The organism is Leptolyngbya sp. UWPOB_LEPTO1 (genome assembly GCF_017302695.1).
Classification (GTDB): domain Bacteria; phylum Cyanobacteriota; class Cyanobacteriia; order Leptolyngbyales; family Leptolyngbyaceae; genus Leptolyngbya; species Leptolyngbya boryana.
In genome coordinates, this window is record NZ_JAFLCJ010000018.1 from 1 (window position 1) to 21,351 (window position 21,351).

The window sequence follows — 21,351 nt, forward strand, 5'->3', positions numbered from 1 at the left end:
CAAGTGCGACTTTGGCTTTGAATTGGGCACTGTGTTGTTTGCGTTTGTTTTGGCTCATAATCTACTCTTACCATGAGGTTGAGGGGGGGTAGCTTATTCACCTGTCCAGCTTTTTGGTTCCACCTCATGTATCGACTAATTTTGGTTGATCGTATGCAGCACAAGCTCTTGATGCCAACTTCGCCCACAGCGATTGCAAATCCATTGTTGAGAGCCGTCCGATCGAGTTCCATTTTTTCGGGGTTGATGCCAGTTGCACTCTGGACAGCGCGGACGGATTACGGGTGCTGAAATTTTATCGATGCGCGATCGCATGTCTGCCAGTTCACGTTTTAACGCAGTCAATTGCTCGTCAATCTCTAGGGGTTGAGCCAGATTTGAGATGCGTCGATTCAATGCTGAGACGGTTTGTTCTAGCTCAGACAATTGATCGACAGGTGAAGGTGCAACTTCATCACCCAAATAAAGCGCGATCGCATTGCCAATGAGCCGAGCAGGTGTGATGCCCATTTTCTCTGCAAGTTGTTTAATTCTCTGCTCAATGTTCGTACTTACACGAGTTCCTACCATCACCGTTTTTTCTTGGCTCATCGTCTTCTCGTCATTTTCATCTCATTTTAAGTCTTAAATGATAACCAAGATAACCCTGTTTTCTCAATAAAAGGGGTTCATTCTCAATAGTCAAAGCGATTTTGATGAGACTTGGCGAAAAACACGAAAGAATAAGGTTTTGATGCCTCTATTTCCGAAAATGGTATTTTCGGAAGTACAATTGAGGAGTGATCTTTGAGACAGAACAGATGAACTTCGATCTAAACTTTCAGCCGCAAGTTGCTCAGAAAGTGAACCGTCACGGCAAGGCAAAAATACTCAGCGTGGATGAGTTGCCTAAATTATTCTCGGAAGGATTGCAGACGAATCGCGATCGCTGCATTTTCGCAATCTGCTACTTCACCACTTGCCGGATCAGTGAATGTGTCCAGCTGCAGGTGAGTGACATCCAGAACGGTGTGATCACATTTCGCAAGGCAACGACGAAGGGTAAGGGTGCGACTCGCCAGATTGCGATCGATGCAAATTTGAAGCCGTTCCTTGACGATTGGATGAGCGATCGCGGCTCCGTCAATTCTCCTTATCTATTCCCCGGCAGACGTGGCAGCAAGACCGGACATCTAACGGCACGGATGGCAGATGAGATTTTGAGAGAAGCCTGCGATCTGGTTGGTATTGATGGCGCGTCTACTCATTCGTTTCGTCGAAGTGGCATCACGAATTTGCATAAACAAGGCTATGCACCGCACGAAATCGCACAAATTAGCGGACATCGGGACATTACGAATGTGAGCCACTACATCGGGTAATTTTCTGAGAGAAAGATGTGCACTTTTTTCTTCTTAGGGTGCAAGATTAGGGTGTCACAAATTAATACACAAGTGTACTAACATGCACCTTTTTTGGGAACGAAATTGCGTATGCTTATAAAGGATATGCAAAAACTTAAGCAGGAAGTTGATCATGCCTACCTGTTTTGACGTAGCAGAATATTTTATTTGCCTAGCAAACGATACAGGCTCGTTTGTCAGTAACCTTAAGCTTCAAAAACTGGTCTATTATGCTCAGGCATGGCATTTGGCGCTCAATGGAGAGCCTCTTTTTGATGAGGATTTTGAAGCATGGGTGCATGGGCCTGTTATTCCTTCTCTCTATCATGAGTTTAAGCGCTTTGGATGGTCGCCCATTCGTAAAAATGTTGACAGAGAGCAGCTTGGCGTGAATCTCAATAATGTTTTAGATTTCTTAGAAGAAGTATCTGAAGAGTATTTTGCTTGTGATGGCTATGAGCTTGAGCGAATGACTCATGTGGAAGAGCCTTGGCTTCGTGCCCGTGGCGGACTACCAATGGATATACCTTCTACCGCAATTATTGAGAAAAACTGGATGAAGGAGTACTACGGATCTCGTGTCGAAGCAGAAGAAGCAGCGTTTTAGTAAAACACAAATTCCACGCGATTCTTCATCCAGGATTAAACCAACAAAACTCTCTCCTCCCTCTGGAATAAGCTTCTCGTACAAATATTTTCAACTGAATCACGATCGCTTCTCAGTAATCGGTCGTGATTCAACATACTTGATGATTTTGCTTGAAAGATTACGTGATTTGTCTAGCTGGAACTCTTTAGACTTAAAACAAAGCGGTAACAAGTCTCTTCGATGCCACCCAATTGCTTGGGAGGATACGTGCGAACTTTCTTTTGGTATTCCGAACGAGGATCAGTTAATTGATAAACCCTATCAGTTTTCACTATCCTCGAATGAACATGGTCGCGTACACGGATTCTTCATAGAAGAAATCTTTTATGTTGTTTGGTTAGACCCTGATCACAACCTTTATCAGTAGAAACAAACGAGATCCTCTTTATCAAATACAAAGCATAGTTAAGAGAACCGCTTAGCGTAACTATTCGATCGTGCGTTTATTCAAAGCAAGATCGCTATTTTTTGCGTTTCTTCCAAAGCTCATCTACCTTGGCGCAAGATTCCTTGTTCCCGTTATTACATAACGACTGCTCATAAATTATCTCTTTGGCTTCTGCCTCATCTGCCATTCTTTTGAATTCGCTAGGCTGCTCAGTGGTCATATCCGCAATGATTCTGATCGCGCCAATGCCAAGTGAAAGAATCGCGATCGCCCCAAGAATTCCTTTAGTAATTGTCCAAGAAGTTATGATTGCCCCCTCTTCTTGCCGTGGTCTGGGCGTAGCTGCCTGGTTCTTCTCGATAAAAGGCTGGCATTTATCCAGATTCACGGTCAAAACCTCTTGGGTATCCGTGAGAAAAACGCGAATCACATTGCCGTTCTGATAAAAGTCTCTGATGCGATCTGGATTGATTTGTATAGCCTGTGCGATATCTTCCTTAGTGATGGTCATAATCTCGGTTCAGCAAAAAACACCCCATTCTACGGGTGATATTTCTTACATCATCAAGCTTTACTGAATCTTCTCGATCGCGTCGAATTGGGGAGATGGAACTGAAAATCGAGATCGAGAAGATTTGATGAATCGCTCGATCGCCTCTAATCGCCACAAGTAATATGAGGTGAATTTATACATTTAGAAAGAATAAATATGACATTATCCCTAGACAGAGTTGCCAAGGCAATGGAGGAAATAGATCGCTTTGCTAACCCTTCGAGTGAACGATATGGAAGATTGCTCAACTGGCAAAATCCGCCTGATCCGTTTTGGCATTACGGAATTGGCTTGTCCGATACTCACATCTTCGATACAGGACGCGGATTGTGTTCATTTGAAAGGCTTGATGCAAAGCTCGTTATCGGGGTTGATCACCTCGTTTTCACTCCAGAGCAAACGATCGAGCGACTAAAACACGCGCTCCATGTTTTTGCTGACTGGAACTACTCTCTAACGGGCTGGAATTGTGAACACTTGGGACGGTTAATTGCAACAGATCAACCGCGATGCTATCAAAGCAAAACGATATGGTGGCTGTGCAATATGACGATCGAAGGTGATCATAAAACCGCGCGCCAACTTTTCCGCGATTATCTGGCAAAGGTTGAGCCTAGTCTAGTTCGGTGAGCGATCGCCTTCTCTTAAATTGGTTCAAAATAGAACACATGTTTTTGAAATGACTTCAAAATGAAAATTGCTGAACTTGAAAAAGAATTGCAGGCAACGATCGACGAATTAACCGCTGCTCAATCCAGCGAGCAAGAAATACGATCGCGCATTGCTGAGCGAGAAAATCAAAAGCGACGCATCGAATCACAACTCGCTACGGTTCGAGAGCAGGAACGGTTGAAGCAGGTTGAAATTGATTTGGGTGAAGATGTGCATCGGTTGCGAGAACTGGGCGATCGCATTAATGAAGGCAGTCGAAAATTGTTCAAGTTGATGACAGAATTTGAAACGCTTAGTCAATCGATCAACGAAAAGCAATATGAACTGAAGCAAAAGCCTAGTCTTAGTTTGGGCATTAAGCCCGATCGTTTGCCCTGTGTTCTTCACAAGCAAGGTGAACCAGCTATTTTCTTGCTTTCAAGAAGTGAAGCCGATTTTTTCCGAGGTGATACACAAAAGCTTGCTGGTCGGGATTATGGATTCCCGGTGCAAGAAATCCTGGGTTAATGCGCTCATGGACGCAAAAATCCCGGCGATCGCATTCCAACGATCGCCGGGATTAATTTATGCAGATGTTCTAAGATTGGCGTTCAACTCAGCAAGTCGCTTCGACTGAGTAATCCACAGCCCAATATCTTGAGCTTGCCAAAATTCTTGGAGCTGGCTTCGCTTTTTGGATGGCAGCGCAGATTCGATCGACAACTCTTTCCATATGCCAGTTCGGATCGATTGTCCGTACATCGGAATCCATCGATATAGGCGCTCTGGCTTTTCTTGATAAGGAGCAACCCAGAAAAATACGCGATCGTTTCCTGCTTTGGTTTTCGATTTGAACATTACCCCGATCGGATCGAAGTGCGAGAATTCTGGGATTTTGAATGATGCGATTTTCATAGCAACTGTTGTGTTCCTATTTTTGTCCAATCGATGCAACGTCAAGAGCCAATCTTGCGTCATCCAAACTTGCAGCCATCATCGCCGCAAAGATTGCTTGCTCCAAATTGGGAAAGACACGATCGAAGTAACTCTGTCCAGCGTAAGTACTCCAAGCAATACAGCGAATAAATTCACCGAGAACGAGGGTAAAGCCGAACGATTCAAAATCTAGATTGATTCGACAAATGATGTCGCCATTGCTGCAAATTTGAGGGTGAAATCCTCGATCGAGTAATTGATTCAAAATTTCAGAGAGTTTCATTTTTCAGAGTCCGAATAACTTGCGCTCAAGAGATCGTGCGATCTGCATTCTTCCAGCACGAATCGATATCGAAATAACGCCGCGTTCTGGATGCTGCCAGAGTTGATGTGAGCCTTTGCCGTTGCGTAGAAATTGCCAGCCTTTAGCGGCTAGCTTCTGTTTGAAATTGTGGTGCACAGTTGAGTATTTGTTGATAGTTTGATTGCGCGATCGTAGAGTGTAGCGTTGTAGCATTTTGGAGTGTAGCACTGTAGCATGTAGCAAGCTGTAGCACTGTAGCAAGAGGCTGTAGCATCTGTATCATCGTTGCTACACTCTGCTACACGAATGTTTTTGCTACCTGCTACAGACTGATACAGAGGCTAATTGCTGTTAGCAAAATACGTTCCATCAACCTCGTAAATTTCATTTTCGAGTGTCATCACATCGAGATAAAGCTTGATTTCCTCGACAGGCATTTTACGAACGGGCGATCGCGCTTTATTAGAAAGGTCACGAGGTTTAGAGCCTTCGCTATTTGCCAGTAAGAAACGTTTGATTTCTGCTCTGATTGCGAGTTCTGACGAGTCAGATTCAGCCTCGTCTGATGCAACAGAATCACTGTGATAGAACTGCTCGATCGGGTGTTCAGCTTCAGTCGATTGCATTAAAGATTCGAGTGAAATCCTGCGAGATTTTGGCTCTGTTCTAGGCTCCGAATTTGCAGGAACATCTCGAACCAAGTCGGGATAAACCGGAGTGATTCCCCACGAATTTGTAATCGAGTCGAAGTACACTCGCCCGGTTTCGTTCAGTTGGGATTGAGTTGGTTCACCAGAAAAGAAAGTCGATCGATTTGCAATCAAACCTTGATTCGATTTCGCCAACAACAACACCCGTCTGTAAACGTTGCGAGTTCCGCCACTAATCCCAAAGTCATCAGTATTCGGTGATTGACTCACAAGCCAGCCGTACTGTTTAGAACTCCGTCCCATTGAACAAAGCGCGTTAAACCCTGCCATCAGCCCCTTGAACCACTTCCCGGTCTTTTCCTTCACCGCTAAGGCTTCATCAAAAATCAGCAGCTTCATTGGTGCATGTGAGTTCTGAAACTCTGCAATGAAGTTATCGATCGCGTCTTGAATGGCTTCCATGTCTTCAGCAGGCGTGAACGGACGAATGGGACATTGCAGCAAGCGATCGCACATCTTCCAATAGTCCGCCTCTGCCGGATCTGACTTCGGATCAATCGCCCAAATCTGGCAATCAGGATGAAGCTGTTTGATCCAGCGAGTCGCATAAGCGATCGTCAACCCTTTTCCCGCCCCCGGTTGTCCGACAATCAAAGTCGATTGCAGATGTTCAGCGAGGGATTTCGCAATGTCCTCTGTTCCCTGTTTTTGAGCCATAGAAGCAACACTTTGAATCATTGGCGAGGATTGCACCTCTACCGCATTCAATCGGGTATTCGCCCCAATTGTGGGCACTGCCGCCGGTTGAAATGATGCGATCGCATCTTCGGCTCTGATTGCGCCTGCGCTCTGTAATCCATATTGAGGGAATCGCTTCGATGCTTCTGGCAGATGGCTTGTATAAATTTGCGGATTGCCCAAAACATCTCGCAATGCTTGGGGATTTGCAAAATAGCTCTGAATTGTACCCGCGAGAAACGCATCAATGAGGAATTGATAGCAAGCCCATCTCTGGGTTGGGTGAACGTGATTCATTGCTGACATTAAGCCTTCTGGCGAGAAGTGGAGTAATTCATACTCAACCTTTTCGCGATCGCTCAAGTAGGCTGCATCTTCTCGAATTGAATCGCGTTGCCCCTGGATTGCAGAGACATCGTAAGCGTTTCCGGTTTCGGTTGAACTGGACAACTCAACATCACGCTCGGCTTGGGTCTTGCTGGATAGCGGCATGATTTGAACTTTGCCAGTTTGCAACCATTGGGCAAAGACTGCCATCGAATAGGCGATCGCTCCTCCTGCAACGATGAGTGAGCCTAGTGGATTGCTGAGAATGAGTAACGCGCCTCCGCCTGCAATTCCTGCAAGCCCTGAAACTTTACCCACTCCAGCATCAATCTTGGATGTCTTGATCTCATTGCGTAGGGTATGTTTACGGGTTTCGATGAAGTTGAGCGTGTCGCCCATCTCCAGCAAGGTTGCAGGGAGAAGCTGATCATCGTGCATCAGTTGCGGATTAAACTTGCTTAGAGCCATTTGATTTACCTCACCGGGGAACTTGAATGGAAAAAAGGGGAGTGTGATGGCTCCCCTTTGTCGTATCTATGCAGATTCAGATTTGTTGGCAGAAGGCTTTCTAAAGTTCAGCACTTTGGGGAAGCGCTTCGAGTCTCCCTCGGCTTTGATAATGTCCTCATTGGCTTGCCATAGACCTACAAACTTTTCAGCAGCAAGTACGTTGATGTAAGTCCAAATCGCGCAGGTAACAAAAGCACCGGGGCTAAGGAACATAAACCGATGAAGCGGAGCGATCGCTGCTGCAACATCCACAGCATAGGAAGCTCGAACCGCGCCTGAGATCTTTTTGTGATTGGATGTACCTGCTTGCTTGTAGGCTTGTGCTTCGATGTGTACCACGTCGATCGCTTCTTTTGGAACTTCACCCACTCGGAAGTTTTTCACCGATTCATAGTCCTGCTTTGCCTTGGCGACAGACTTCTTACCGCGCTGCAAGTTGGCTTGAACTCCGAGAACAACGATCGAGATAATGCCCGTCACGTAGAAGTTCGGATCAGCAAAAGCAATCCCAATATTCTGAATGTTGCCATTATTGGGACTGAACGGTTTCGGCATGAATGACGGGTGAGTTTCGGCAATGTATGAGCCATCAAACTTGCCCGTCTTAGAGAAGTAATTGCCGATGGCTAACGCCTGCCAATAGGACTCGGCAGAGCATAACCAGAAGTAAATAGCGATTGAACCGAGAAAGATTCGCTGTCCCCCGCGTGGAGCCGTACACCATTTGTAAAGGTCGGCTGGACGGGAAAAGAACCACGCGATCGAGTCTGCCATTGAGCCAAATAACTCATCTGCTGTCGGCTCAGTGTTGTGATTCGCTTTTGATGGCTGCCTAGTGGACGATTCAGGCTTTGTCTGAGTTGAATTATTTTGAGCGCTACGAAGTGCCATGAGTGTTGCTCCTATTTGAGTAAGGGATGATCGGGGTTATTGCAGACGGTTGTATCCGGCGTGAATTTGCGATCGCGCCAAATTCCTGCACAGCGCTCGAACTTATCGAAAATCAATCGAGTTTGAGTCGGGTGATTCTTCCACGCTGGATTGTCGGCTTTAATTTGCTCGCGGCTAAGATTGCCAACAATCAGCCGATCGATGTTTAATTGATCTGCTTTCTGAAAGGCTTTAGCCTCTCTGTCTTGCGCGTCTGCCTGCTTCTCTGCGATTTGCGCGCGCTGCTCAATCTCTGCGGTTTTCACATCGGTTTGATGCTGTTTACCTGCTTTGATGAATAATTGGGAGCCTCCGACTGTGGCAGAGAAAAGCAATAGACCTAATCCAAGGTTTCGGGCGTAGAGGTAAAGCTGTTTGTGTAGGCTCATTTCGCCCTCCGTTGTTCTGTCTGTGGGACTTCAACCTTGAATAGAACGCCCTGGTCACGTACCCAGTAGCCAGCGACGAAACTGAGCAGGACACAGCCAAATACGAAAATCCCGCTCATCATCGATCCGTCATCACGGTGATAGTTGCTCACGGTTTAATCCTCCGGGATTAGGTTTTCTAAATCATTGGCAAGGTCTTCGATCAGGAATTGCAGATCAGGTAGCTCGTCTTCATCCAAGCCTGAATTTTCGACGATGCCACGGATCTGCTGCATTGTTGTTTTCACCCGCTCTGAAGCCATGTGTTCGAGCGGGTGTGGAATGAATTCGTCTTTGAGGTCGATCATTGAATTAACCAAGCGATGACTGCCCAACACTGAATCGGGTCTGTCAGAGTCGATAAGCTTTCCAGTGCAAACAGCATTGGATCGTTTGCTGTTTCGTTCTCCATTGAGGTTTCAACGCCATCCCCGATCGCGTCCGAAACACTTGTCCAAAAATCATCTTGTAGCCCGGACTTCAAACCCCAAGCATGAACCGCCAACACTGCCGTCAATGCTGCCTGATCGTTATCAGACAGACTGCAATTACCTGCTGCATCCTCAAATTTTTCTGCGAATTCCTTAATCTCAGTGATGTCGTAATTTCCGCCGTAATAGCCGATTGAGTTAGCCATGATCTCGATTTCTCCGTTCGTGTATTTGTTGTGAGAAGTTGTGAGTAGCGATCGCTGGTTTCTTCGAGGAATTGAGCGATCGCAGGTTATTGTCTAGCCCTAGCCCCCAGCGCATTGCACCTCGCTCGTAGCGTTGTCGCGAGTGCATTCAGCAACAGATGCAGGGTTCTTTTTGAACTCGCGATCGTAAGTTGACTTGTCGATTTCCTTGCCGTCTTGCTCGTATCGAATGTGCTGCAAGGTTTCTTTTGGCTGCAAGGCAATCAATGTGATCGCAGCACCCAAACTGAGTGCGACAAGTCCCGCGAATATGTCCTGAAGTCTCATAATGAAAAAGTCCTCTGAATGTGTGAATGTTTGGGGATAGAACCGATCGCTGAACTTTCCTAGGGCAAAGCGATTGGTTTTTGATGTTTACCAGTCGTCATAATCAGTCCAGTGATTTGTAATCGGCTGATGGTAGAGGTTGCAGAAGCTTTCTTCTGCTTCAGTCGGCTCAACGATTTGCAAATCTGCAATATTGCACCAAGTTGCAAAGAATCTCAGTCGAGCGCGATCGCCTTGAACTTCAATGACTTGGTTTCTCGCAAATTGTGATAAATGCCCTGGACATTTGCGCCAATAAACGAAATTACCGACTTTCATGAATCTCAGTTATCGAGTCGTTTTGGAAGTTCGGAAGCTTGCAACAATACCCTCTGCACTCGATCGAGTTCTTCAATCTCTGCTTGTGGCATTGACTTCAGACGCTCAGCTAAGAAATCAGTGACAAGCTTCAAAACCTCAATTGCATCGGTGCGATCGACGGGTTGGATCGACTTTCGACGGTGCATAAATCCGTCAAAGTGGGAAAGCTCGATCGCGTTCCCGGTCGGAATGGTCATCGCACAATGAGAAGCCAGCATACTTAAATCGAAGATAGAAAGCTGTTCCCAGTGCGATCGATAGAAAGCTTTGATTTGCTCAAACGTGTCTGACATGGGTGATTCTCCAAGCTTGAAAATTCAGTCTGAGCAAAGCTCATTAACCAAGTAGTCCTAACAGGCTCTCATCCACTTCTGAACTATTACCCTGAGACATCACAGCATCATTCTGAATTTCTGGGACAGAGACACCTAGCAACCGCATTTGATGATCGGAAATGATCCGAGAAATAATCTCAGTCGGATCGTCTGTCCCCATCAATGAACCAATCTGACGAACATAATCACGCTGATAAGCCTTGATCGTTGCTCTCATGCTCTATTTGCCTCCTTTCTGCAACTTCAGTTGAGCCAATTTGAACAATCCCCGCGCATTGCTCCAATGAGAATCAGCGATCGGGGTAATCCCCTTAGCAACTAACAACGGCGTGATTTTTGGCAGTTGCGCCCCGCCTCCAATGGCGATCGAAGCGTCTGCGTTCGCGCTCCATTCCGAGGTTGCTTTGAGCAATTGAGCTAAGCCCGAAACAATCCACTCTTTAAGTTCTGCAAGATAGATTTGCTCAAAGTTGAACCCAGTAACAGCGACGTTGCCATAGTCAAAGGTTTTGTTCTCAATCCCTGCTCGAATCAAGTCCTTTCTGGCTGGAGTCGATAGCTTTTTGCGGGTTTCCTTGTGGTTGGCAATGTCATCGATCAACGGTTCCACACCTCGTAGAATCACTTTACGATCGACCAGCTTTCCACCTTGAAACACCGATGCAATCAGCGTTCCGTTGCCTAAGTCGTTTACAATCGTTGTCCCTTTGATGTCGATATCAGCGCTGGCAACGGCGATCGCTCCGATGCCTTCTTCAACAACTGACAGCACATCGATTTCAATCTGCGTCACGTCAGAGCCTCGAAATCGGATACTGTGAACACCTTGCACCGAATCGGCTAATTCATCCCCGAATGTTTGTGAATCTTGGGACGAAAGCACGATCGCAAACTTCCACCGCAACTGATGTGGCATTGTCTCGATCGCGCCTGTTAGCAGTTGAAGTGCAAATTTAATCTTTCCTTTTGCATCATCAACGACTCGCTGAAAAGTTAAAGGTGCAACTTGAGCGGCTGATTTTCCAGCAAACCATTTGGAGCCGATTAAGTCTGTTCGATCACCTCCGAGATATTCAATCAATCCCAACTCTGGATCAGTCGAACCGATGTCATGAATCGCATGAACATAAGACGGGATAAGGATTTCACGGGCATCGATCACAAACTTTGTTGCCCCGTTGCCAATGTCTAAACCGAGTGGTTGAAATTGGCTGTGATTGGTTGTGACTGGCTCTAGCTGCCGAACAATATTCATAGTTACCTGTTTTTGTTCTTCGTTAGTGGTTGTAATTGGTTTGGGTTGGTTCTAGCTGCCTGAATTGGTTATGAGTGGTTGCTAGAACCAACCGAGGTTATCTAGCTCTGCGATCGCTCTTAATCGACTAACCTGTGCAAGTAACAATCGGTACATTCGAGAGCGAGATCAGCAATCCGATTCTGCCAGGGGTTGAAATCTTGATACTTTGCGATCGCATGAAAATCTTCTGCCTGCATCGCTTGAACAACAGCCGAATTTGATAGCAAGCCTTGGAAAGCTGCGATCGCAACCTCTTTGTAGAGTTCTGGATCGATTCCATCGGGGATTTCGCTGAATTGAACTTTTGGAATTGAAGTCATAATTTTGTCCTTTGATTGAATGAAGCTCTGAGTATCCGGGGGACTGAACCTAATCGATTGTTCTACCGTTTACGACCATTACCGGAGTACGCTCGTGTCTACGAACTTCGATTTTTAGATGTGGTGCGCGTTGCTGATACTGCTCTGCATCCGCATAAAACTGCGCGTTCTGCTTGCCAAATTCAAGTCCGGATTGATAGCCTTCTTGATGCAGATTGGAGTAAAGTAGTGCTAACGATCGCACTGTGTTTTCAATCTCTTGATTGATTGCTGCTCTTGCTTCTGGCGATTTGGCTTTCTTCAATCGACTTTGCAGATTGAGCAATTTCCAAGGAGAGCGATCAAGTCCGAAATACTGTTCGATTTGTTCAGAAGGGTTTAACATTGACTGAAACCTAGGTGATTTGGGTTTAGCCGTCCGACGATTGCGAGTCTGGGGACGGCTTTTTGATTGGGAAAATTACTGAACCTTGAAATCTACTTGAGTGCAAGAAGCAGTGAATGAACTTGATCTAAGGATTCAAACTCGCCTGATGCACACTCAGACATCGTTACCGTGTCGCTATCTGGCTTGAAGTGCAGTACCACAAAAACGCTTCCATACAACTCAGGCAGATGAATCGCTGTGAGCCATTCGCCTATTGGAGAAACACTGTGATCCACATCAAAACGAGGATCACTCTGTGCGGCGATCGCGATTTCGAGAAAGCGCTTAGGGAAAACAAAGCCGTTAAATGGCTCGCCAGTCTTGGGGTTGATGAACCAAACACTGTCATCAGTCCCCGTCCCACAAGAGTGTTGCTTAACTCGCTCTGCAATTTGCGCGGAATCTAACATTTCTTCGCTCCTCAAATAGTGTTGATTGACTGGAAGTCCAGCGGATCGCTTTCTGTTGCAGAAGCGCGATCGCTGAAATCTATTCGTTGTCGATTACGAGCATCGAATGCGTGATAACTCCGAGAAGGCTTCTGGCAACATTAAGGGCATCGCAAGGCGTAGACTCCCAAGCCTCGGCAGAATCAAAGTGTGTCTTGCACTGAGAACCTAACTCTTCCAGGTGTTGCGCGATCTGCTCGCGTATAGGAATCGACGGGTTTAACTCCCATTCGTTTGTAAACGTTACGGATACGCTGATCACCCTAAAAGTGCCAGAGCTGGAAGGAAGGATTCCGCTATAGCCATATGTGAGCGTTATCACGAGCTTTTTCATTTGAAACCTCGGTAAGGTGTGATTTGCCCGAAGGCAAAAGCGCGATCGCTGAAATCTCGTGGTTGTGTTCGTGGCGGTTGCAATCCCGCTTTAGAGTCCTTTACCAGTCACCCCGGACTTATTTCAGTCTTCTTGTCTACGCGGGGCATCCGTTGAGCGAACCCGCCGTGAGGGTCTTTCACCCCCGCCGTGTGGGTTGTCTCTCCCACCGACAAAACTAATATAGCTCGATTCTTTTCAAAGTAATAGCACTATTACATTGAACCTGCTTATGCTGCTAAAATGCTCTTAAAATAGGCTTAAACAGTTATCAAATAACAGTTCTAAGCAGCATAAAATACTAGCACTTTGATAAGATAAATCAATGTAATAGTACTATTACTTCGAGAATAAAAGGGATTATGCTGTGTTTTATACGGTTCAATGTATTGAGGAGACATGAATACTTTTCAAACGCCAACGACAGTGCCACGAAAGAACGCGGGATATCGACTAGACGAACGATGTATCGATGCGATTAAGGAACTAGCAAATCGCACCGGGAAATCTATCAATGAATATCTCGAAGATTTGATTTTCCAGCACGGGAAAATTAACGGAGTTATTCCACCTGATGCAGAGCCGCTAGGTGAAACACGCGGGGGAAAACGATTAGGTGCAGGGAAGCCACCGAAAAAATCTGAGCAGGAGAACGATCGCGCAGATGCCGAGAATTAACCGACAGCGAGGATCGATCGTTATGAAATTTTTCATCTGTCCATTTGAAACGGATTTCGATCCTCAGCAAATTGACTGGGAATCCCTACCGGATCTAGAACTTGCAGATATTGAGGCGCGGTTGCGATCGCTCGGTTACGAATACCTATATCCCGATAGTGTTTTCAAACCACGCAATGAGTCTGAGGCTATGTGGTTGTTCAAACTGGCTGAAGCGCAACGAGAAGCAGCGATCGCAGAATTCAACTTGACTGAAACAGAAGTCACAGCGATCGAGCAACAATTCAGAGAAAGGTAATGCCGAAATCAAAAGCCTGGACAGATTGACTGAGCGATCGCACTCTTGCACCAAAAGACGACCGCAGTACTGCAACCCTTGACCATAAATTAGTATCTCTTATCGTTTTCTGGGCTATGTGCGGTGGGAGACGGGGACAGTTGGTACTAAACAGCAGCTATTTGGTGTCTTTTGCAGCTAAAAAAGCCCCAAAAGCGGAGCTTATAATCACGAAACCTGATAACACTAGGGCGAAATCATTGCAAAATGGTAGTTTGAGCGATCGTGCTACTAAAAACTGATTAGAATATTCCATATCTGGTGTATTACACTGGTTTTCAACATGGCTTCAAAAATTCCCCCCGTTCCGTTTCGTTGTGTCGAGGGTTTCCGCGATCGCATTGATGCAGCAGCACGGAAGCAAGGTAAACCTCGCAATCAGATTATTCGAGTAGCTTTGGAACGTTATCTAGCCGAGCTAGAAGCCCAAGACTCGAAAAAGGCAGCGTAAAAAGTAACGATTTTGATTAATCACTCAGGAGTGAGATCTCATCACTGAAACAGAGGTGGATTTTGAGTAAAGAACCGATCCGTAGAGATACCCTTACCCGTGCAGAAATTCAAGCACAGTTACATCACGAACAAGCGTTGAACGTTGTATATCAACAGCGTAAGATGCAATTCTTTCACGGCTTTGCAGATTCGTTTGGGCAGTCCGTTGCTCGATGGCGAAATAAAACTGCTGAGTGGGACGATTACCTTGTTCTGATTCGATTTCTGCCTGAAATACTGCTTTACCGCTATGGCTTCGAGCAGTGCGTATGTCATACGGATCAAATTGCCGTGTATGACGGAACAATGAAGTGGTATCGATCGCTGTCCGAGTGGCTCAGATATTTAAATCCAGGAGACAAAGAAATCCCTGCTGAGCTTCTGTTCTCTGACGAAGTTCGAGTAAAACCAAGAGCCGAGCTTTCCAAAGTTGTTTTAGATCTGGCGGTTCAGTTGCTTCCAAGAAGTGCTGAACTGCAACAAGATTTCAAAACCCCTGCTGATCTCTGGTTTGCATGGGAAGCCTCGATCTTGGATGCCGACTTTTTTGTGTCAGGACTAGCTACAGGGAATGCCAGTGAAGAAATTCGCCATTCCAATACAGACAGCTACAAGGTGATGCAACACACAGCAAGATGGTTAGAATCTGCCAATTCTATACGGGCATCAAAAGATCATCATGTGTCGTTGCCATTATCCGAAGCGCTACTAGGTATATCAGCGCTAACTGCATCGAAAGATGAAACCTTTCGATTTAGTAAGGCTTACCAAGCATTCCAGCGAGAACTTAAGCGTTGGGGAAGAACTATCAGAAATACGCCTGGGTTTAACCAGACGGTGTTTCGGAATGGACAATTGCTACCCAGCGGCAAAAAAGCCCCACGTAAAGCCAAAAAAGTGGGGAAAGGATTTGGAGTGTAACAAAAACGTTACAAGAAAAAACTTAGTTGCACAAAAGTTGCGATCGCAAATTGAGTCCTTCTATCTTACGTATAAGAGTTAATTCGTACCAATGGCAGAAATCAAACGGATTGTGTTACCTGTTCGCCTTGCTCCTACTGACTGGGAGGCACTGAAAGATCGAGCAAAATTTGAGAATTCAAATGCAAGCGCGATCGCGAGAAAAGCCATCTATAGCTATTTGTGCGCTTCACCATCAAAAAACCCCTCCAAAGCGGCTTAAGCCTTGAAGGGATTCTCTTATCAAACCCTTAGAAATAGCGATTTCAGTCGGCAAACTTGCTCGCTATTTAGGGCGCTCGTACCGCGTAGGTACGCTCTAATTCTATGATGATTTTTTCGACAGCTAAGCAGAAAACCCACTCAAATTCTAACAAATTTGAAAACCATTCCCAACTTAGACTCTTTCCCAACAATACTTCGCCCCAAAATCTACAGCCGAAAGAGACACGCCCGACTAATCCGCCGCGATCGAAACCACGACCGAAGCCTAAACCGGAATTAGCGATCGAACCAGTTCGTTCAGAGTTTGAGGGCGATCGCTACTGCCTGTGCTACGGCACATTCACGCTTCGACTTGAATTGCCAAAGGATCAAGCTTACGAGTTATTCGATTGGACTGTTCGACTCGATTGGAGTTTGGACGATCGTGGCGTTCCGACTGATATCGCTCGAATTTGGGCGGCGGCGGAATCTGCGCTCGGGGGAGGACTTGACTAATGGGTTTTTCCTCTAAAGGATTTGGCAAAGTTCAATCAGTCGAAGTCGGTGGAAATCCTAGAACAATCTACAGTTCTAATCCAGGCGTTCACGCGACGATCGAAGCTCTTTTAGCCCTCGGCTGTCCTCCAATCCCAGTTGCACCGAAGCAAGATCCAAGAGCAGAAGGCTGTCATCATCAGCACTTTGTGATCGTGCGCTTCAAAGAAGTCAGTCCAAATCAGCCAGCGATTCAAGGCGACTACTGCCGGATTTCTCAAACTAAGGTTGGCGATTTTGTTGCACCCGTGAAAGGCGATTATTGCCGTCTTGACGAGAAGTTACAGCCGATCGGACGTTTCACCGGAAAGAATCCGAGTTACCTTGATCGCAATGGTAGAGCGAGATCTTTAAATCACAAGACATATCAGAATCGACTGCCTTACGAATGGGAATTACGAGAATGGTTTAGTAATCCTGAAACGGGTATCGGTACGCTTGGAGGGCATTCAGGCGTAGTCTGGATCGATTTTGATGCAAAGAACTATTCGAGCCAGGACGACTGTGATCGTGATGTTCAGCGAATCATCAGCGCTAACAACTTAGAGGATGCTTGGATCGAGCGCACTGGCTCCGGTGGGTGGCGAATTGCTGTATGCCCTCAAAATCAGCCGGCGTTCACCAATTTTTCAACCACGATCGACGGTGAACATATCGGTGAAGCACTCTGGGAAGGGCGTTTTACTGTACTAGCTCCAACCATTCATCCAAACGGGAATCCTTATCGTCGCATCGGTTGGAGTTCCCCGGCAGAAGTTGAAAGTCTAGAAGCGATCGGCATTTTTCCGACAAAGGATGAAATCGCGAACCAAACTCGCAAACAGAAGCGGAGCGGACAGAGCGCAAGTCAATCGACCCCCACTAATCCGATCGATAACCCTTGGGATATTCGCAACTTTGCTGATCGCTTAATTGGGTATCGGATTGAAGGCGACTGGATCGAGTGCAAATGCCCAGCCCACAATGGTACTTCCGATGATTCTCTCCATATCCGAATCGACACAGGTGCTTATAAATGTTGGGCTGGATGCGATACAAAACGGATTCAACAGGAAGCCTTAGCGATCTCTGTTGCCGGTGGTTACGAACTTCCTGAGACTGAATCACAGCCTAAATCTGAACAATCCGATCGAGATCGCTTAATCAGCAAGCGGGTATTGCGCTTCCGTCAATTCTGGAATGATTTGCAGCGAGATTTCTTACTGCCAACTCTTGTTAAGGGCAACGAAATTCGATTTCAGGCATACCAAGGATTTGCACCGATGATCGATTTATTTTGGGAAACAACCTGCTTACAAGGTTGGCTTGGAGCGGGAAAAACTACAGCAATGCTGCGATCGTTGATTCCCTATCAAGATAAAGCGATCGTTTGGCTTGCACCCCGAAATGGGTTGTTACGGCAGACGGCAGAGAAAGCCAAAGAGCTTGGATTCAGCACGTACCACTATCAAGATAATGCTGGCGAACATGCCAGAATGCTGCGAATCGATCAGCCTGGAATTTACTTTATGGCTCCCGATTCGCTGAAAACTTATGCCGTGACGAATATTGAGTGGCAGAGCAAAATCCTTGTGATTGACGAATTTAGCGGAATCCGTAAAGAGATTTTGGGCAAGACAGCCGAATTGCCACAGTTCACTGATGCGATCTCTCGATGTGCCTCGCTGCTTGTGGCAGATGCCTTTCTGAGTCGGGTTGATATCAGAGTTGTGCGGAAGTATCGATCGGGTTCAATGCAGATTTTGAACCAAGAATTTAAGAAGTCTCCCGTCAAGATCAAATGGCTGGAGTGTCGCAACCGGAAGGGTGATATTTCGTTCAGCCATGAAGGACTTTATTACCCGCTGATTGATCAGTGGATTGAGGAAAAGTTAGGACGAATTGCGATCGCAGTCGATTCAATCCATATCGCCAAAATGCTCGATCGCTACCTCAAGTCGAAAGGGGTTAAAACCTGGATCGTTTGCTCTGAAACACCAGAGCAGAATAAAGGCTTCATGCCTGACCCGGACAAATTGATCGAGAGTGGCAAGATTCAGGCTGTGATTTACACTCCGACGGCTCAAAGCGGACTAGACATCCAAGCCAAATTCGATCGAGGTTTATTGATTTGTACCGGAACGCTTGCACCTACCCAAATGCTGCAAATGTTGGGGCGCTGTCGGCAATGTCCTGAATGGTACGTCTCAGCACCCAGGCATTCAGGCAGTCCCGAATGTGTGACACCATCTCTAGACGGCAATAAGATCCGAGGATGGACGGAACAAATCAGACAGACATTCGCGGATCTAGGCTTCAACGCGCCTCTAGAGGCTCAAGGATGGGGGATTTGGGAAGAACTCACACGCGGTATTGAGAAGGCGTTTACGTCCGAATATATGCGGCATCTGCTCGATCATTTCTTCGAGGCGGTTGAAGCGGTTGAAGTCGAGAACGATCGCGTCACTGAATGGCGCAAGGATTCCCAGATCCTCAAAAATGAGGAGTGCGAGAAAATCCTGAAAGCTAATCTAAGTAACGGTTTAAGACTGATTGATGAGCAAAAGCAACCGACGCTAAATTCTGAAGTTTGGGACATCAAACTGGCTGAATTCGGCGGGAAGTACCCAAAAGTTGCAAAGAAAGCGATCTTTGATTTTGAACAGTCTGAAATTCAAGTGCGACAATCAAACGCAGAGATTGATAGGCTAGGTGGCTGTGATGCCATTCGAGTCAAGCTATCCGAACTTGCTGCAAACATTGAGCAACTCACCGACGCGATCGAGATTTTAGACGAGCGGCTTGATATTCTGAAGCGCTTTTATGCTGAATCTGATAGTCCTGACGATTGGCAAGCGCTTGTGGATGCTCGCAGAGAGTGGTTCTTGCTGACACAACGACGAACGAATACTTTTGCAGAATACGCAAAGCTTGATCGTTTACTGCTCAGCGCTAAAGGTGAATTAGCGCTGGATGCGATCGACATGACAAAGCTATTTCACTCACGACGAGTTGAAAAGCTTAAAAACTACGTGATGGCAACCGAACCAAACGAGCAGGACGATCGTGATTTGCTCCAGTACTTGCGCGAACGTCCGACGCATTACAACGCTGGCAACTTTAAGCGGCTGCAAAATATCAAATTGTTCCGATCGCTCAATCTTGGTTCTTTGGCATCCATCGCAAACATCAAGGAAGTCGAAGCGGACGTGAACTCTTTTCGCGCTCTAAGTCCAGCGATCGTGAAATTATATCGGCAGTTTCAGGCAAACTCTGAACTGATTCGGCTGTTCCCGCTAATCGACTCGGAGAAAGCATTCTTTGATCATCTCAAGGCTTGTATGTCCTATCTGGGTTACGAGCGCGGTGGGAAGTCGATCCGAGTTGAGACTGAGGGGCTGAATCAGAACGGATTCGATCGCAAGGGTAATCAGCGATTCAGCAAGTCTAAAACGTTTTACTTTGTCTTTTGGTTTCTGATGGAATGCAGTGGCTCTGCTTACTTCCGAGAAAATCTTGAATTGATTCTTGAGGCACTGCGCGATCGACTTGCAACCGAACGCGACGATCGACAGAGACGACGGGAACAGAAGGAACGCTACGAAACACCTCCGCCAGGTTGGGAGGCACAAGCAGCATGATTGATAATCCCGAATCGAATAACGAGCAACCCTCTCAAACACTGAACGAGGTGCGCTTGCGCTGCCACAGATTAATCGATCGCATTGCGAAACGTCCCGGATCGATCAAATTGCTCCTTCTTGCAGAGCGATCGCTGACAACTTTTGAACATTACAAAGCAAATCGAAAAAGATGAGCCAGAAAATTTGGTATTTCACGAATGAAGCGGCGATCGCTCTTGATTTGCCTGCCAAAAAACTGAGAGAGTTAAATCGATCAGGATTGTTCAAGATGGGCTACCACGTTCGAGACGTAACGCCTCCTAACTCGAAACTCCCTCGATACCAGTTTCATGTAGAACGCTGCTCAAAGCAGCTAGAAACCCCGCCTGAGAAGCGCAAATCTTACTAACTAATCCAATGAACCTAAAAGAAGTGAATGCACGCCTCAAGGCGGCAAAAATTGGTGTGTCCGTTGAACAGAATGGCGATCGCTTGCACCTGCGTGGCATCTTTCCACCTAAACCCGGTGAAACTCAGCGAAAGCAAAGGGAAATTGCGCTTCATGTTTATGCCAATCCTTCAGGATTTAAAAAAGCAGAAGCAGAAGCGCGGAAAATTCGATCGCAGATTGATTTGAACGAATTTAACTGGCTCGATTGGGATGAAAAGCTAAGACGTGAGGCAGAAATTAAAACTACACGTCTTACAGGGCAATGGATTGAGCTATTTGAGAAGGATTACTTTAATCGTCGATCGCGGACACCAAAATCTGAAACGACTTGGAGATCAAACTATCTACAACCGTTTACCAGGTTGCCGCATGAGAAGCCATTGACGGCGGAGCTGTTGCGGCAAGTAATCCTCGAAACTGAACCAGACACCCGCAATCGGCAAAAGTACTGCATTGCTTATGAAGCATTTGCCAAATTTGCCGGGGTGATAGACCTCAATGCAGCTGCACTTAAAGGCGACTATAATCCCAAACGCTTAACCCCGCGAGATTTGCCGACTGATAAAGAGATTAGCGAATGGCGAGATCTCATCAATAGCAAAAATGAGTCATGGGGTTGGGCATTTGGAATCATGACGACTTATGGACTACGGAATCATGAGCTATTTCATATCGATTTGGAACGGCTGAAAGACTCGCCAGTACTGAGCTTGATAGATGACGACAACGGCGGTGGAAAAACAGGATCTAGGCGCGTTTGGGCGGTCTATCCGGAATGGTGGGATAAATGGCGACTATGGGATGTGAAGCTCCCATCGGTTACGGGAAAAGACAATTCGGCTCTGGGGAATCGCGTTACAAAGGCTTTTGCTCGGTACGGATTCAAAAAACCGTACAATTTGCGCCATCGATGGGCAGTCAGAACGATTGAATTTGGGATTCCCGTCGAACTCGCAGCACAACAGATGGGACATTCCTACCAAGTTCACTGCAACATCTATCACTACTGGATTTCTGATGATGTACATCAGAGGGCATTCGATTTAGCAATGCAAAGACCCGATCGACCATTACCGCCATAAACACCCCTAAATTACCCCT

33 protein-coding genes are annotated in these 21,351 nt (G+C 46.3%); 14 read left to right on the forward strand and 19 right to left on the reverse strand.

From position 1 onward, the window contains the following. Nucleotides 1-135 precede the first annotated feature (135 nt). A complete protein-coding gene (locus J0L70_RS23170; RefSeq protein WP_287456013.1) occupies nucleotides 136-591 on the reverse strand; it encodes an IS1/IS1595 family N-terminal zinc-binding domain-containing protein in 456 nt (151 codons plus the stop codon). Nucleotides 592-800: 209 nt separating this feature from the next. Between J0L70_RS23170 and J0L70_RS23175 the strand changes: the two genes are divergently transcribed. Beyond that, nucleotides 801-1,361: a tyrosine-type recombinase/integrase gene (locus tag J0L70_RS23175; protein WP_287456014.1), complete on the forward strand. Its 561-nt coding sequence runs from the start codon at nucleotides 801-803 to the stop codon at nucleotides 1,359-1,361. Nucleotides 1,362-1,515: 154 nt separating this feature from the next. Continuing rightward, nucleotides 1,516-1,989, forward strand: a complete 474-nt coding sequence (locus tag J0L70_RS23180; RefSeq protein WP_287456015.1) for a Panacea domain-containing protein — start codon at nucleotides 1,516-1,518, stop codon at nucleotides 1,987-1,989. A gap of 503 nt (nucleotides 1,990-2,492) precedes the next feature. Here J0L70_RS23180 and J0L70_RS23185 read toward each other — a convergent pair. Then, complete coding sequence (locus J0L70_RS23185; protein WP_287456016.1) at nucleotides 2,493-2,930, reverse strand: hypothetical protein; 438 nt, start codon at nucleotides 2,928-2,930, stop codon at nucleotides 2,493-2,495. Between the two features lie 198 nt (nucleotides 2,931-3,128). On the opposite strand from J0L70_RS23185, the gene J0L70_RS23190 reads away from it, so the two are divergent. Continuing rightward, entirely contained in the window at nucleotides 3,129-3,602 is a 474-nt protein-coding gene (locus J0L70_RS23190; RefSeq protein ID WP_287456017.1) for a hypothetical protein, read from the forward strand. A gap of 60 nt (nucleotides 3,603-3,662) precedes the next feature. Beyond that, the gene (locus tag J0L70_RS23195; protein ID WP_287456018.1) at nucleotides 3,663-4,151 is read left to right on the forward strand and encodes a hypothetical protein; all 489 of its coding nucleotides are present in this window, start codon (nucleotides 3,663-3,665) and stop codon (nucleotides 4,149-4,151) included. A gap of 57 nt (nucleotides 4,152-4,208) precedes the next feature. Here J0L70_RS23195 and J0L70_RS23200 read toward each other — a convergent pair whose 3' ends face one another. From J0L70_RS23200 to J0L70_RS23280, 17 genes are all read right to left on the reverse strand, one after another. Continuing rightward, nucleotides 4,209-4,538, reverse strand: coding sequence for a hypothetical protein (locus J0L70_RS23200; RefSeq protein WP_287456020.1), 330 nt, complete (start codon nucleotides 4,536-4,538; stop codon nucleotides 4,209-4,211). 16 nt (nucleotides 4,539-4,554) lie between these two features. Beyond that, the gene (locus tag J0L70_RS23205; protein ID WP_287456021.1) at nucleotides 4,555-4,842 is read right to left on the reverse strand and encodes a hypothetical protein; all 288 of its coding nucleotides are present in this window, start codon (nucleotides 4,840-4,842) and stop codon (nucleotides 4,555-4,557) included. Nucleotides 4,843-4,845: 3 nt separating this feature from the next. Further along, entirely contained in the window at nucleotides 4,846-5,076 is a 231-nt protein-coding gene (locus J0L70_RS23210) for a hypothetical protein (RefSeq protein ID WP_287456022.1), read from the reverse strand. 128 nt (nucleotides 5,077-5,204) lie between these two features. Continuing rightward, the gene (locus tag J0L70_RS23215; RefSeq protein ID WP_287456023.1) at nucleotides 5,205-7,046 is read right to left on the reverse strand and encodes an ATP-binding protein; all 1,842 of its coding nucleotides are present in this window, start codon (nucleotides 7,044-7,046) and stop codon (nucleotides 5,205-5,207) included. Between the two features lie 66 nt (nucleotides 7,047-7,112). Further along, a complete protein-coding gene (locus tag J0L70_RS23220) occupies nucleotides 7,113-7,979 on the reverse strand; it encodes a hypothetical protein (protein ID WP_287456024.1) in 867 nt (288 codons plus the stop codon). A gap of 11 nt (nucleotides 7,980-7,990) precedes the next feature. Beyond that, on the reverse strand, nucleotides 7,991-8,407 hold the full coding sequence (locus tag J0L70_RS23225) for a hypothetical protein (protein WP_287456025.1): 417 nt from the start codon (nucleotides 8,405-8,407) through the stop codon (nucleotides 7,991-7,993). Further along, nucleotides 8,404-8,559 (reverse strand): hypothetical protein, encoded by a 156-nt coding sequence (locus J0L70_RS23230; protein ID WP_287456026.1) that lies wholly within the window; start codon nucleotides 8,557-8,559, stop codon nucleotides 8,404-8,406. The genes J0L70_RS23225 and J0L70_RS23230 overlap by 4 nt, the downstream gene beginning before the upstream one ends. 3 nt (nucleotides 8,560-8,562) lie before the next feature. Then, nucleotides 8,563-8,754, reverse strand: a complete 192-nt coding sequence (locus tag J0L70_RS23235) for a hypothetical protein (RefSeq protein WP_287456028.1) — start codon at nucleotides 8,752-8,754, stop codon at nucleotides 8,563-8,565. Next, nucleotides 8,751-9,083, reverse strand: a complete 333-nt coding sequence (locus J0L70_RS23240) for a hypothetical protein (protein WP_287456029.1) — start codon at nucleotides 9,081-9,083, stop codon at nucleotides 8,751-8,753. Before J0L70_RS23240 ends, J0L70_RS23235 begins: the two co-directional genes overlap by 4 nt. Nucleotides 9,084-9,182: 99 nt before the next feature. Next, a complete protein-coding gene (locus J0L70_RS23245; RefSeq protein ID WP_287456031.1) occupies nucleotides 9,183-9,410 on the reverse strand; it encodes a hypothetical protein in 228 nt (75 codons plus the stop codon). 87 nt (nucleotides 9,411-9,497) lie between these two features. Beyond that, complete coding sequence (locus J0L70_RS23250) at nucleotides 9,498-9,728, reverse strand: hypothetical protein (RefSeq protein WP_287456032.1); 231 nt, start codon at nucleotides 9,726-9,728, stop codon at nucleotides 9,498-9,500. A 5-nt stretch (nucleotides 9,729-9,733) separates the two neighbouring features. Further along, complete coding sequence (locus J0L70_RS23255) at nucleotides 9,734-10,063, reverse strand: hypothetical protein (protein ID WP_287456033.1); 330 nt, start codon at nucleotides 10,061-10,063, stop codon at nucleotides 9,734-9,736. A 43-nt stretch (nucleotides 10,064-10,106) separates the two neighbouring features. Further along, nucleotides 10,107-10,322, reverse strand: coding sequence for a hypothetical protein (locus J0L70_RS23260; RefSeq protein ID WP_017288177.1), 216 nt, complete (start codon nucleotides 10,320-10,322; stop codon nucleotides 10,107-10,109). A gap of 3 nt (nucleotides 10,323-10,325) precedes the next feature. Further along, nucleotides 10,326-11,360 carry a ParM/StbA family protein gene (locus J0L70_RS23265; protein WP_287456034.1) on the reverse strand — a complete coding sequence of 345 codons (1,035 nt, stop codon included), beginning with the start codon at nucleotides 11,358-11,360 and terminating at the stop codon, nucleotides 10,326-10,328. Between the two features lie 119 nt (nucleotides 11,361-11,479). Then, entirely contained in the window at nucleotides 11,480-11,722 is a 243-nt protein-coding gene (locus J0L70_RS23270) for a hypothetical protein (protein ID WP_287456035.1), read from the reverse strand. A 49-nt stretch (nucleotides 11,723-11,771) separates the two neighbouring features. Further along, nucleotides 11,772-12,107 carry a hypothetical protein gene (locus tag J0L70_RS23275; protein ID WP_287456036.1) on the reverse strand — a complete coding sequence of 112 codons (336 nt, stop codon included), beginning with the start codon at nucleotides 12,105-12,107 and terminating at the stop codon, nucleotides 11,772-11,774. Nucleotides 12,108-12,199: 92 nt separating this feature from the next. Further along, nucleotides 12,200-12,559, reverse strand: coding sequence for a hypothetical protein (locus J0L70_RS23280; RefSeq protein ID WP_287456037.1), 360 nt, complete (start codon nucleotides 12,557-12,559; stop codon nucleotides 12,200-12,202). 811 nt (nucleotides 12,560-13,370) lie between these two features. Here J0L70_RS23280 and J0L70_RS23285 point away from each other — a divergent pair. The 10 genes from J0L70_RS23285 (at nucleotide 13,371) to J0L70_RS23330 (ending at nucleotide 21,332) form a co-directional block, all read left to right on the forward strand. After that, the gene (locus J0L70_RS23285) at nucleotides 13,371-13,649 is read left to right on the forward strand and encodes a hypothetical protein (RefSeq protein ID WP_287456038.1); all 279 of its coding nucleotides are present in this window, start codon (nucleotides 13,371-13,373) and stop codon (nucleotides 13,647-13,649) included. Between the two features lie 22 nt (nucleotides 13,650-13,671). Then, nucleotides 13,672-13,947: a hypothetical protein gene (locus J0L70_RS23290; protein WP_287456039.1), complete on the forward strand. Its 276-nt coding sequence runs from the start codon at nucleotides 13,672-13,674 to the stop codon at nucleotides 13,945-13,947. Nucleotides 13,948-14,269: 322 nt separating this feature from the next. After that, complete coding sequence (locus J0L70_RS23295) at nucleotides 14,270-14,437, forward strand: ribbon-helix-helix protein, CopG family (protein ID WP_287456040.1); 168 nt, start codon at nucleotides 14,270-14,272, stop codon at nucleotides 14,435-14,437. Between the two features lie 62 nt (nucleotides 14,438-14,499). Continuing rightward, nucleotides 14,500-15,399: a hypothetical protein gene (locus tag J0L70_RS23300; protein ID WP_287456041.1), complete on the forward strand. Its 900-nt coding sequence runs from the start codon at nucleotides 14,500-14,502 to the stop codon at nucleotides 15,397-15,399. A 91-nt stretch (nucleotides 15,400-15,490) separates the two neighbouring features. Continuing rightward, entirely contained in the window at nucleotides 15,491-15,661 is a 171-nt protein-coding gene (locus J0L70_RS23305; protein ID WP_287456042.1) for a hypothetical protein, read from the forward strand. A gap of 104 nt (nucleotides 15,662-15,765) precedes the next feature. Then, complete coding sequence (locus tag J0L70_RS23310; RefSeq protein ID WP_287456043.1) at nucleotides 15,766-16,158, forward strand: hypothetical protein; 393 nt, start codon at nucleotides 15,766-15,768, stop codon at nucleotides 16,156-16,158. Beyond that, nucleotides 16,158-19,817 carry a bifunctional DNA primase/polymerase gene (locus J0L70_RS23315; RefSeq protein ID WP_287456044.1) on the forward strand — a complete coding sequence of 1,220 codons (3,660 nt, stop codon included), beginning with the start codon at nucleotides 16,158-16,160 and terminating at the stop codon, nucleotides 19,815-19,817. The genes J0L70_RS23310 and J0L70_RS23315 overlap by 1 nt, the downstream gene beginning before the upstream one ends. Further along, on the forward strand, nucleotides 19,814-19,993 hold the full coding sequence (locus J0L70_RS23320) for a hypothetical protein (RefSeq protein ID WP_287456045.1): 180 nt from the start codon (nucleotides 19,814-19,816) through the stop codon (nucleotides 19,991-19,993). The genes J0L70_RS23315 and J0L70_RS23320 overlap by 4 nt, the downstream gene beginning before the upstream one ends. Beyond that, nucleotides 19,990-20,208, forward strand: a complete 219-nt coding sequence (locus J0L70_RS23325; RefSeq protein WP_287456046.1) for a hypothetical protein — start codon at nucleotides 19,990-19,992, stop codon at nucleotides 20,206-20,208. Before J0L70_RS23320 ends, J0L70_RS23325 begins: the two co-directional genes overlap by 4 nt. A gap of 8 nt (nucleotides 20,209-20,216) precedes the next feature. Further along, nucleotides 20,217-21,332, forward strand: coding sequence for a site-specific integrase (locus J0L70_RS23330; RefSeq protein WP_287456047.1), 1,116 nt, complete (start codon nucleotides 20,217-20,219; stop codon nucleotides 21,330-21,332). The last annotated feature ends 19 nt before the right edge of the window (nucleotides 21,333-21,351 follow it).

Excerpts from the sequence above, each read along its gene's own strand:
- J0L70_RS23250 (WP_287456032.1), bottom strand. The coding sequence starts at position 9,728 with ATGAAAGTCGGTAATTTCGTTTATTGGCGCAAATGTCCAGGGCATTTA.
- J0L70_RS23275 (WP_287456036.1), bottom strand. The coding sequence starts at position 12,107 with ATGTTAAACCCTTCTGAACAAATCGAACAGTATTTCGGACTTGATCGC.
- J0L70_RS23225 (WP_287456025.1), bottom strand. The coding sequence starts at position 8,407 with ATGAGCCTACACAAACAGCTTTACCTCTACGCCCGAAACCTTGGATTA.
- J0L70_RS23190 (WP_287456017.1), top strand. The coding sequence starts at position 3,129 with ATGACATTATCCCTAGACAGAGTTGCCAAGGCAATGGAGGAAATAGAT.
- J0L70_RS23240 (WP_287456029.1), bottom strand. The coding sequence starts at position 9,083 with ATGGCTAACTCAATCGGCTATTACGGCGGAAATTACGACATCACTGAG.
- J0L70_RS23205 (WP_287456021.1), bottom strand. The coding sequence starts at position 4,842 with ATGAAACTCTCTGAAATTTTGAATCAATTACTCGATCGAGGATTTCAC.
- J0L70_RS23180 (WP_287456015.1), top strand. The coding sequence starts at position 1,516 with ATGCCTACCTGTTTTGACGTAGCAGAATATTTTATTTGCCTAGCAAAC.
- J0L70_RS23200 (WP_287456020.1), bottom strand. The coding sequence starts at position 4,538 with ATGAAAATCGCATCATTCAAAATCCCAGAATTCTCGCACTTCGATCCG.
- J0L70_RS23330 (WP_287456047.1), top strand. The coding sequence starts at position 20,217 with ATGAACCTAAAAGAAGTGAATGCACGCCTCAAGGCGGCAAAAATTGGT.
- J0L70_RS23310 (WP_287456043.1), top strand. The coding sequence starts at position 15,766 with ATGATGATTTTTTCGACAGCTAAGCAGAAAACCCACTCAAATTCTAAC.
- J0L70_RS23265 (WP_287456034.1), bottom strand. The coding sequence starts at position 11,360 with ATGAATATTGTTCGGCAGCTAGAGCCAGTCACAACCAATCACAGCCAA.
- J0L70_RS23315 (WP_287456044.1), top strand. The coding sequence starts at position 16,158 with ATGGGTTTTTCCTCTAAAGGATTTGGCAAAGTTCAATCAGTCGAAGTC.
- J0L70_RS23220 (WP_287456024.1), bottom strand. The coding sequence starts at position 7,979 with ATGGCACTTCGTAGCGCTCAAAATAATTCAACTCAGACAAAGCCTGAA.
- J0L70_RS23170 (WP_287456013.1), bottom strand. The coding sequence starts at position 591 with ATGAGCCAAGAAAAAACGGTGATGGTAGGAACTCGTGTAAGTACGAAC.
- J0L70_RS23295 (WP_287456040.1), top strand. The coding sequence starts at position 14,270 with ATGGCTTCAAAAATTCCCCCCGTTCCGTTTCGTTGTGTCGAGGGTTTC.
- J0L70_RS23280 (WP_287456037.1), bottom strand. The coding sequence starts at position 12,559 with ATGTTAGATTCCGCGCAAATTGCAGAGCGAGTTAAGCAACACTCTTGT.
- J0L70_RS23255 (WP_287456033.1), bottom strand. The coding sequence starts at position 10,063 with ATGTCAGACACGTTTGAGCAAATCAAAGCTTTCTATCGATCGCACTGG.
- J0L70_RS23185 (WP_287456016.1), bottom strand. The coding sequence starts at position 2,930 with ATGACCATCACTAAGGAAGATATCGCACAGGCTATACAAATCAATCCA.
- J0L70_RS23325 (WP_287456046.1), top strand. The coding sequence starts at position 19,990 with ATGAGCCAGAAAATTTGGTATTTCACGAATGAAGCGGCGATCGCTCTT.
- J0L70_RS23270 (WP_287456035.1), bottom strand. The coding sequence starts at position 11,722 with ATGACTTCAATTCCAAAAGTTCAATTCAGCGAAATCCCCGATGGAATC.
- J0L70_RS23245 (WP_287456031.1), bottom strand. The coding sequence starts at position 9,410 with ATGAGACTTCAGGACATATTCGCGGGACTTGTCGCACTCAGTTTGGGT.
- J0L70_RS23285 (WP_287456038.1), top strand. The coding sequence starts at position 13,371 with ATGAATACTTTTCAAACGCCAACGACAGTGCCACGAAAGAACGCGGGA.
- J0L70_RS23290 (WP_287456039.1), top strand. The coding sequence starts at position 13,672 with ATGAAATTTTTCATCTGTCCATTTGAAACGGATTTCGATCCTCAGCAA.
- J0L70_RS23305 (WP_287456042.1), top strand. The coding sequence starts at position 15,491 with ATGGCAGAAATCAAACGGATTGTGTTACCTGTTCGCCTTGCTCCTACT.
- J0L70_RS23210 (WP_287456022.1), bottom strand. The coding sequence starts at position 5,076 with ATGCTACAACGCTACACTCTACGATCGCGCAATCAAACTATCAACAAA.
- J0L70_RS23175 (WP_287456014.1), top strand. The coding sequence starts at position 801 with ATGAACTTCGATCTAAACTTTCAGCCGCAAGTTGCTCAGAAAGTGAAC.
- J0L70_RS23195 (WP_287456018.1), top strand. The coding sequence starts at position 3,663 with ATGAAAATTGCTGAACTTGAAAAAGAATTGCAGGCAACGATCGACGAA.
- J0L70_RS23215 (WP_287456023.1), bottom strand. The coding sequence starts at position 7,046 with ATGGCTCTAAGCAAGTTTAATCCGCAACTGATGCACGATGATCAGCTT.
- J0L70_RS23320 (WP_287456045.1), top strand. The coding sequence starts at position 19,814 with ATGATTGATAATCCCGAATCGAATAACGAGCAACCCTCTCAAACACTG.
- J0L70_RS23235 (WP_287456028.1), bottom strand. The coding sequence starts at position 8,754 with ATGATCGACCTCAAAGACGAATTCATTCCACACCCGCTCGAACACATG.
- J0L70_RS23260 (WP_017288177.1), bottom strand. The coding sequence starts at position 10,322 with ATGAGAGCAACGATCAAGGCTTATCAGCGTGATTATGTTCGTCAGATT.